Source organism: Microbacterium sp. Leaf351 (assembly GCF_001423825.1).
Classification (GTDB): domain Bacteria; phylum Actinomycetota; class Actinomycetes; order Actinomycetales; family Microbacteriaceae; genus Microbacterium; species Microbacterium ginsengisoli.
In genome coordinates, this window is sequence record NZ_LMPK01000034.1 from 6,734 (window position 1) to 13,168 (window position 6,435).

Annotated in this window: 6 protein-coding genes and 2 pseudogenes; all 8 read right to left on the reverse strand. The window is 71.1% G+C overall.

Translation table 11 applies throughout. The features are described from left to right. Positions 1-522: pseudogene (locus ASG00_RS10165) on the reverse strand (pseudouridine synthase); the annotation flags it as partial. After that, positions 519-1,160, reverse strand: a complete 642-nt coding sequence (gene scpB / locus ASG00_RS10170) for an SMC-Scp complex subunit ScpB (protein WP_045247661.1) — start codon at positions 1,158-1,160, stop codon at positions 519-521. The gene scpB and the pseudogene ASG00_RS10165, both read right to left, overlap by 4 nt. After that, a complete protein-coding gene (locus tag ASG00_RS10175; RefSeq protein WP_082483201.1) occupies positions 1,150-2,082 on the reverse strand; it encodes a segregation and condensation protein A in 933 nt (310 codons plus the stop codon). Before ASG00_RS10175 ends, scpB begins: the two co-directional genes overlap by 11 nt. Continuing rightward, entirely contained in the window at positions 2,066-2,956 is an 891-nt protein-coding gene (locus ASG00_RS10180; RefSeq protein ID WP_056209278.1) for a ParA family protein, read from the reverse strand. The genes ASG00_RS10175 and ASG00_RS10180 overlap by 17 nt, the downstream gene beginning before the upstream one ends. Before the next feature lie 60 nt (positions 2,957-3,016). Continuing rightward, the gene (xerD, locus tag ASG00_RS10185; RefSeq protein ID WP_056209281.1) at positions 3,017-3,940 is read right to left on the reverse strand and encodes a site-specific tyrosine recombinase XerD; all 924 of its coding nucleotides are present in this window, start codon (positions 3,938-3,940) and stop codon (positions 3,017-3,019) included. A 16-nt stretch (positions 3,941-3,956) separates the two neighbouring features. Beyond that, complete coding sequence (locus ASG00_RS10190; RefSeq protein ID WP_056209284.1) at positions 3,957-4,544, reverse strand: NUDIX domain-containing protein; 588 nt, start codon at positions 4,542-4,544, stop codon at positions 3,957-3,959. Further along, the gene (locus ASG00_RS10195; protein ID WP_056209549.1) at positions 4,528-6,225 is read right to left on the reverse strand and encodes a CTP synthase; all 1,698 of its coding nucleotides are present in this window, start codon (positions 6,223-6,225) and stop codon (positions 4,528-4,530) included. Before ASG00_RS10195 ends, ASG00_RS10190 begins: the two co-directional genes overlap by 17 nt. A 17-nt stretch (positions 6,226-6,242) precedes the next feature. Next, positions 6,243-6,435, reverse strand: a pseudogene (locus tag ASG00_RS18015) (DNA repair protein RecN); the annotation flags it as partial.

The window sequence follows — 6,435 nt, forward strand, 5'->3', positions numbered from 1 at the left end:
GGCGACGATCTCGCCGTCCTCCAGCTGCACGCCGCGGGTGAGCCGCGCGATCGTCTGCGGACTGACGGTGCCCACGACCTTCGCGATGTAGACCTTCGTGACCCCGAACGAGGGGTGCGCAAGGACGTGTGCGAGGCCGCCGTCGTTCGTGAGCACGAGCAGGCCGCTCGTGTCCTGGTCGAGCCGGCCGACGTTGTAGAGGCGCTCGTCCCAGTCGGCGGTGTAGCGGCGCAGGTCGGGGCGGCCCTTCTCGTCGCGCATCGTCGAGACGACGCCGACCGGCTTGTTCAGCACCACGTACCGCTTCGACTGGTCGAGCTGCACCGCGGTGCCGTCGACGTCGACCAGGTCGACCTCCGGGTCGATGCGGCTGCCGAGCTCCGTGACGACGACCCCGTTCACGCGCACGCGGCCGCTCGCGATCAGCTCTTCGCAGACACGGCGCGACGCGACGCCCGCGTGGGCGAGCACCTTCTGCAGACGCACGCCCGCGGCATCCGTCTGCTCATCGGCGCCGCTCACCGGAACGCCTCGTCGAAGCCGCGCGAACCGTCGTCAAGCAGGGGTGAAATGTGCGGGAGGTCGTCGAGCGAGTTGATGCCGAGGTGCTCGAGCAGCGCGTCGGAGGTGCCGTACAGGATCGCGCCGGTCTCGGCGTCCTGTCCGACCTCGGTGATGAGTCCGCGGGAGACGAGCGTGCGCACGACGGAGTCGACGTTCACTGCGCGGATCTGCGCGACCTGGCCGCGGGTCACCGGCTGCTTGTAGGCGATGACCGCAAGGGTCTCGAGCGCGGCCTGCGACAGGCGCGACGGCGCCTGCCCGCCGAGGAACTCGGCCACGAGCGGGTCGTAGTCCTCGCGCACGTAGAGGCGCCAGCCGCCGCCGACCTCCCGCAGCTCGAACCCGCGACGCGGGCCGTCGGACTCGCCGTCGTAGTCGGCGACGAGCGCCTGCAGGGCGGCGCGCGCGGCCGCGACCGGCGCGTTCACCGCCGCCGCGAGGCTCACCAGGCTGTGGGGCTCGTCGATCATCAGCAGGATCGCCTCGAGACGCCGGGCCACCGAGCCGACATCCTGCGGCCAGCGCACCGGGTCGGCCGACACGAGGCCGTCGGCCGCGGGGGCGGCGACGTCGTCGGATGTCTCGTCAACGGTCATAGTCGGCTCCCAAACTCGCCAGCGTCTCGTCGCTCCACCGGTCGGCGCTCCATCGGAGCGTCAGCTCCCCCAGGGGCTCCAGCTGTTCGAACGACAGCGCCGCATGGCGGTAGAGCTCGAGGATCGACAGGAAGCGCGCGACCACGATACCGGGCTGCGCGACGCCGGCGACGAGCTCGCGGAACGACAGCGTGCCCGCCGAGCGCAGCAGCGTCACCACGATCGCGGCCTGCTCGCGGATGCTCACGAGCGGCGCGTGCAGGTGGTCGAGCCCGACCTCGGGGATCGCGCGGGGAGCGAACGCGAGCATGGCGAGCGCCGCGAAGTCGTCGGGCGTGAGCGTCCAGACGAGCTCCGGCACCGTGCGGCGGAACTTCTCGTCGAGGCGCGCGGCCCGCGTGTGGCGCCGGTCCTCGCGCTCGAGCGAGCGCGCGAACCACGCGGAGACCTCCTTGAAGGCGCGGTACTGCAGCAGCCGCGCGAACAGCAGGTCGCGCGCCTCGAGCAGCGCGACCGATTCCGCGTCGATCAGCTCGCCCTGCGGCAGGAGGCCGGCGACCTTCATGTCGAGCAGCGTCGCGGCCACGACGAGGAACTCCGACGCCTGCTCCATCTCCTCGTCGGGGTCGAGCTCGCGCAGGTACGCGATGAACTCGTCGGTGACCGCGCTCAGCGACACCTCGGTGATGTCGAGCTCCCGCCGGGAGATCAGGGTGAGCAGCAGATCGAACGGGCCGTCGAAGACGCCGAGGGACACGCGAAAACCGGATGCCGCGGCATCCGCGTCGCCCGACGGAGCATCGGCCGAGGCGGTTTCCGCGCTCGCGGAGTCGTGCACGGGGTGCGACGCCGCGACGGCGTCGGCGGACGCGAGGGGGTCGACGACGTCGGGTGCTGCCGCCTCGTCAGGCGACGGCGCCACGGGACACCAGCTCCCGCGCAAGACGGAGGTAGGCCTGCGCGGCCGCGTGCTCGGGGGCGAACTCGGTGATGGGCTGGCCGGCGACGGTCGCGTCGGGGAACTTCACCGTGCGGCCGATGACCGTCTCGAGCACGTCATCGCCGAACGCGTCGACGACCCGCTCGAGCACCTCGCGCGAGTGCAGCGTGCGCGGGTCGTACATCGTGGCGACGACACCGTCGAGGCGGATCGTCGGGTTCAGACGGTCGCGCACCTTGTCGATCGTCTCGATGAGCAGGGCGACGCCGCGCAGCGCGAAGAACTCGCACTCCAGCGGAATGACCACGCCGTGGCTCGCGGTGAGCGCGTTGACAGTCAGCAGACCGAGCGAGGGCTGGCAGTCGATGAGGATGACGTCGTACTCGGGGGCGAGCTTGCGCAGCACCCGCGAGAGGATCGTCTCGCGGGCGACCTCGTTGACGAGGTGCACCTCCGCCGCCGACAGGTCGATGTTCGCCGGCAGCACGTCGAGACCCTCGACGCCGGTGTGCACGACGACCTCATGCGGGTCGCGCTTGGTGTCCAGCAGCAGGTCGTAGACGGTGGGCACGTCGTGCGTGGTGATGCCGAGGCCGGCCGACAGCGCGCCCTGCGGGTCGAAGTCGACGGCGAGCACCTTGCGCCCGTAGGAGGCGAGCGAGGCGGCCAGGTTGATCGCGGTCGTCGTCTTGCCGACGCCGCCCTTCTGATTGCACAGCGAGATGATGCGGGCCGGCCCGTGCGACGCGAGCGGCGCGGGCGTCGGGAAGCCGCGGTAGGGGCGTCCGGTCGGCCCGATCGGGGTGTCCTCCGCTGTCGTCGGAGATGCCTTGCCCCCTGCTGCTCTGCTGGCCACCGTGCTCCTTCTTGCGGATCGTTCGGTCGATTCTAGCGACGAGCAGAGCGGATGCCGCGGCTACCGCGCGCGCGGATGCGAAGACGCGTAGACCTCCCGCAGCGTGTCGACGCTCACGTGCGTGTAGATCTGGGTGGTGCTGACGGAGGCGTGTCCGAGCAGCTCCTGCACGACGCGCACGTCCGCCCCGCCCTGCAGCAGGTGGGTCGCGAAGGAGTGCCGCAGCGTGTGCGGGGACACGTTGGCGTCGAGGCCGGCGCGCTCCGCGGCATCCTGGATCACGAGCCACGCGCTCTGCCGTGACAGCGGGGCACCGCGCACCCCGAGGAAGAGGCGCGCACTCGCCCGCCCGCGGCGGGCGAGTGCGGGTCGCACCCGCGTGAGGTAGGCCGCGAGCGCCTCGCGCGCGTACGAGCCGAGCGGCACGATGCGCTCCTTCGACCCCTTGCCGCGCACGCGCACGATCTCGGTGTCGATGACGTCGTCGACATCGAGGGAGACCGCCTCCGACACGCGCGCTCCGGTGGCGTACAGCAGCTCGAGCAGCGCGCGGTCGCGCAGCTGCACCGCGCTCGCCTCGTGCTGCGCGCCCGGGGCGGGACCGGCGCCGTCGAGGAGCCGGTCGACCTGGTCGATCGTGAGCGCCTTCGGCAGGCGCTTCGGCAGCTTCGGCGCGACGAGCCGCGTCGTCGGGTCGACCTCGGTCCATCCCTCGCGCAGCGCGAAGCGGTGCAGTCCCCGCACCGACGACTGCAGGCGCGCGAGACTGGATGCCGCGGGCCGCGGCTCGCCCGAGGCGACCTCGGCGAGGAACGCGTCGACATCGTTCGCCGTGAGCGCCGCGACATCCGTCACGTCGCGCGTCTCGAGCCACGCCAGGTAGCGCGTGAGGTCGCGGCGGTACGCGGCGAGGCTGTGCGGCGACAGCCCGCGTTCGATCGTGAGGTGGCGCAGGTACCGGTCGAGGACGCGCTCGGGGGTCACGGTCGCGCCGCTCCGGTCACGCCTCGCGGCGCAGGCGCTCGGCGGCGGCGAGCGCGCCGGCGGTCAGGATGCCGTTGCGGATGCGCCCCTCGAGCACCGCGTCGACGACGTCGCCGATCGCGATCCACTCCACGCGGATGTCGCGCTCCTCCTCCTCGCGCGCGAACGCCGTCGTGGTCGCCGACAGTCCGCGGGCGAGGAAGACGTGCACGATCTCGTCGTTGCCGCCGGGCGTCGTGTAGATGCTCACGAGCGGTTCCCAGCGGGATGCCTCGAGGTCGGCCTCCTCGGCGAGCTCGCGCCGCGCGGCGGTCGCGGGGTCCTCCCCCACGATGTCGAGCAGGCCCGCGGGGATCTCCCAGTCGCGTCGACGGATCGGGTGCCGGTACTGCTGGATCAGCAGCATCCGTCCCTCATCGTCGACCGCGACGATCGCGACGGCGCCGGTGTGATCGACGTACTGCCGCACGATCTCGCCGTCGCCGTAGCGCACGGTGTCGCTGCGCACGTCCCACACCTTGCCGGCGAAGACGAGTTCGGAGGCGACGACCTCGACGTCGACGGGCTCGTCGGCGAGGCCGCGCGGGTCAGTCGTGTTCGACATCGAAGAGCTCGCTCGCACGACGACGGTCGAGCGACGCGCCCACGAGGCCGCGGAAGAGCGGATGCGGCGTGGTCGGCCGCGAGCGCAGCTCGGGGTGCGCCTGGGTGGCGATGTAGAACGGGTGCACGTCGCGCGGCAGCTCGACGTACTCGACGAGGTTGCGGTCGGGCGAGAGGCCCGAGAACACGAGGCCCGCCTCGGAGAGCTGGTCGCGGTAGGCGTTGTTGACCTCGTAGCGGTGACGGTGTCGCTCGGACACGCGCTGTGCGCCGTAGAGCTCCGCCGCGAGCGATCCCTCGCGCAGCTGCGCCGGGTAGAGGCCGAGACGCATCGTGCCGCCGAGGTCGCCGTGGTCGATGATGTCGACCTGCTCGGCCATCGTCGCGATGACGGGGAACTCGGTGTCGGGGTCGAACTCGCTCGACGAGGCGCCCGGCAGGCCGGCCTTGTTGCGGGCGTACTCGACGACCATGCACTGCAGGCCGAGGCACAGGCCGAGCGCGGGGATGCCCTGCTCGCGGGCGAAGCGCAGCGCACCGAGCTTGCCCTCGATGCCACGGATGCCGAAGCCGCCCGGCACCACGATGCCGTCGACGGCGGCGAGCGCCTTCTCGGCGCCCTCGGGGGTCTCGCAGAGGTCGGACGGGATCCACACTACGTTGACGTGCGTCTCGTGGGCGAAGCCGCCGGCTTTGAGGGCCTCCGTCACCGACAGGTAGGCGTCGGGCAGGTCGATGTACTTGCCGACGAGCCCGATCGTGACCTCGTGCTTCGGGTTGTGCACCGCCTGCAGCACCTTGCTCCACCGGCTCCAGTCGACGTCGGCCGCGGTGTCGAGGCGCAGCGCGCTGACGATGTAGTCGTCAAGTCCCTGGTCGTGCAGCATCGTCGGGATGTCGTAGATGCTCGGCACGTCGACGGCGTTGACGACCGCACCCTCGTCGACGTCGCACATGAGCGCGATCTTGCGCTTGTTCGACTCGGTGACGGGGCGGTCGCTGCGCAGCACGAGCGCATCGGGCTGGATGCCGATCGAACGGAGGGCCGCGACCGAGTGCTGCGTCGGCTTCGTCTTCTGCTCGCCGGACGCACCCATGAACGGCACGAGCGACACGTGCACGAAGAACACGTTCGCGCGGCCGAGCTCGTGACGGATCTGACGCGCCGACTCGATGAACGGCTGCGACTCGATGTCGCCGACCGTGCCGCCGATCTCGGTGATGATGACGTCGGGGCGCGGGTCCTCGCTCGCCTGCAGGCGCATGCGGCGCTTGATCTCGTCGGTGATGTGCGGGATGACCTGCACGGTGTCGCCGAGGTACTCGCCGCGGCGCTCGCGGGCGATGACCTGCGAGTAGATCTGGCCGGTGGTGACGTTCGCGGCCTGGCTGAGCTCGATGTCGAGGAAGCGCTCATAGTGGCCGATGTCGAGGTCGGTCTCGGCGCCGTCGTCGGTCACGAAGACCTCGCCGTGCTGGAACGGGTTCATCGTGCCCGGATCGACGTTCAGATACGGGTCGAGCTTCTGCATGACGACTCGGAGTCCGCGCGCGGTCAGCAGGTTTCCGAGGCTGGCGGCGGTCAGCCCCTTCCCCAACGACGAAACGACACCACCGGTGACGAAGATGTGCTTGGTGGTGCCGTTAGGGGTTCCGTGGGGGGCTGACTCAGTCGTATGCATCACGGGCTTTCATCCTATCAGCGGGTCGGGGGTGCGAGGTCCAGCAACTCGCGGGCGTGGCTCAGCGCCGACGCCGAGTCCGAGAGCCCCGACAGCAGCCGGGCCATCTCGGCCTCGCGCTCGGCGCCGTCGAGCCGGCGCACGCTCGAGGACGTCACCGAACCGTCGCTGGCCTTGACGACGGTGAGATGGTTGCCGGCGAAGGCGGCC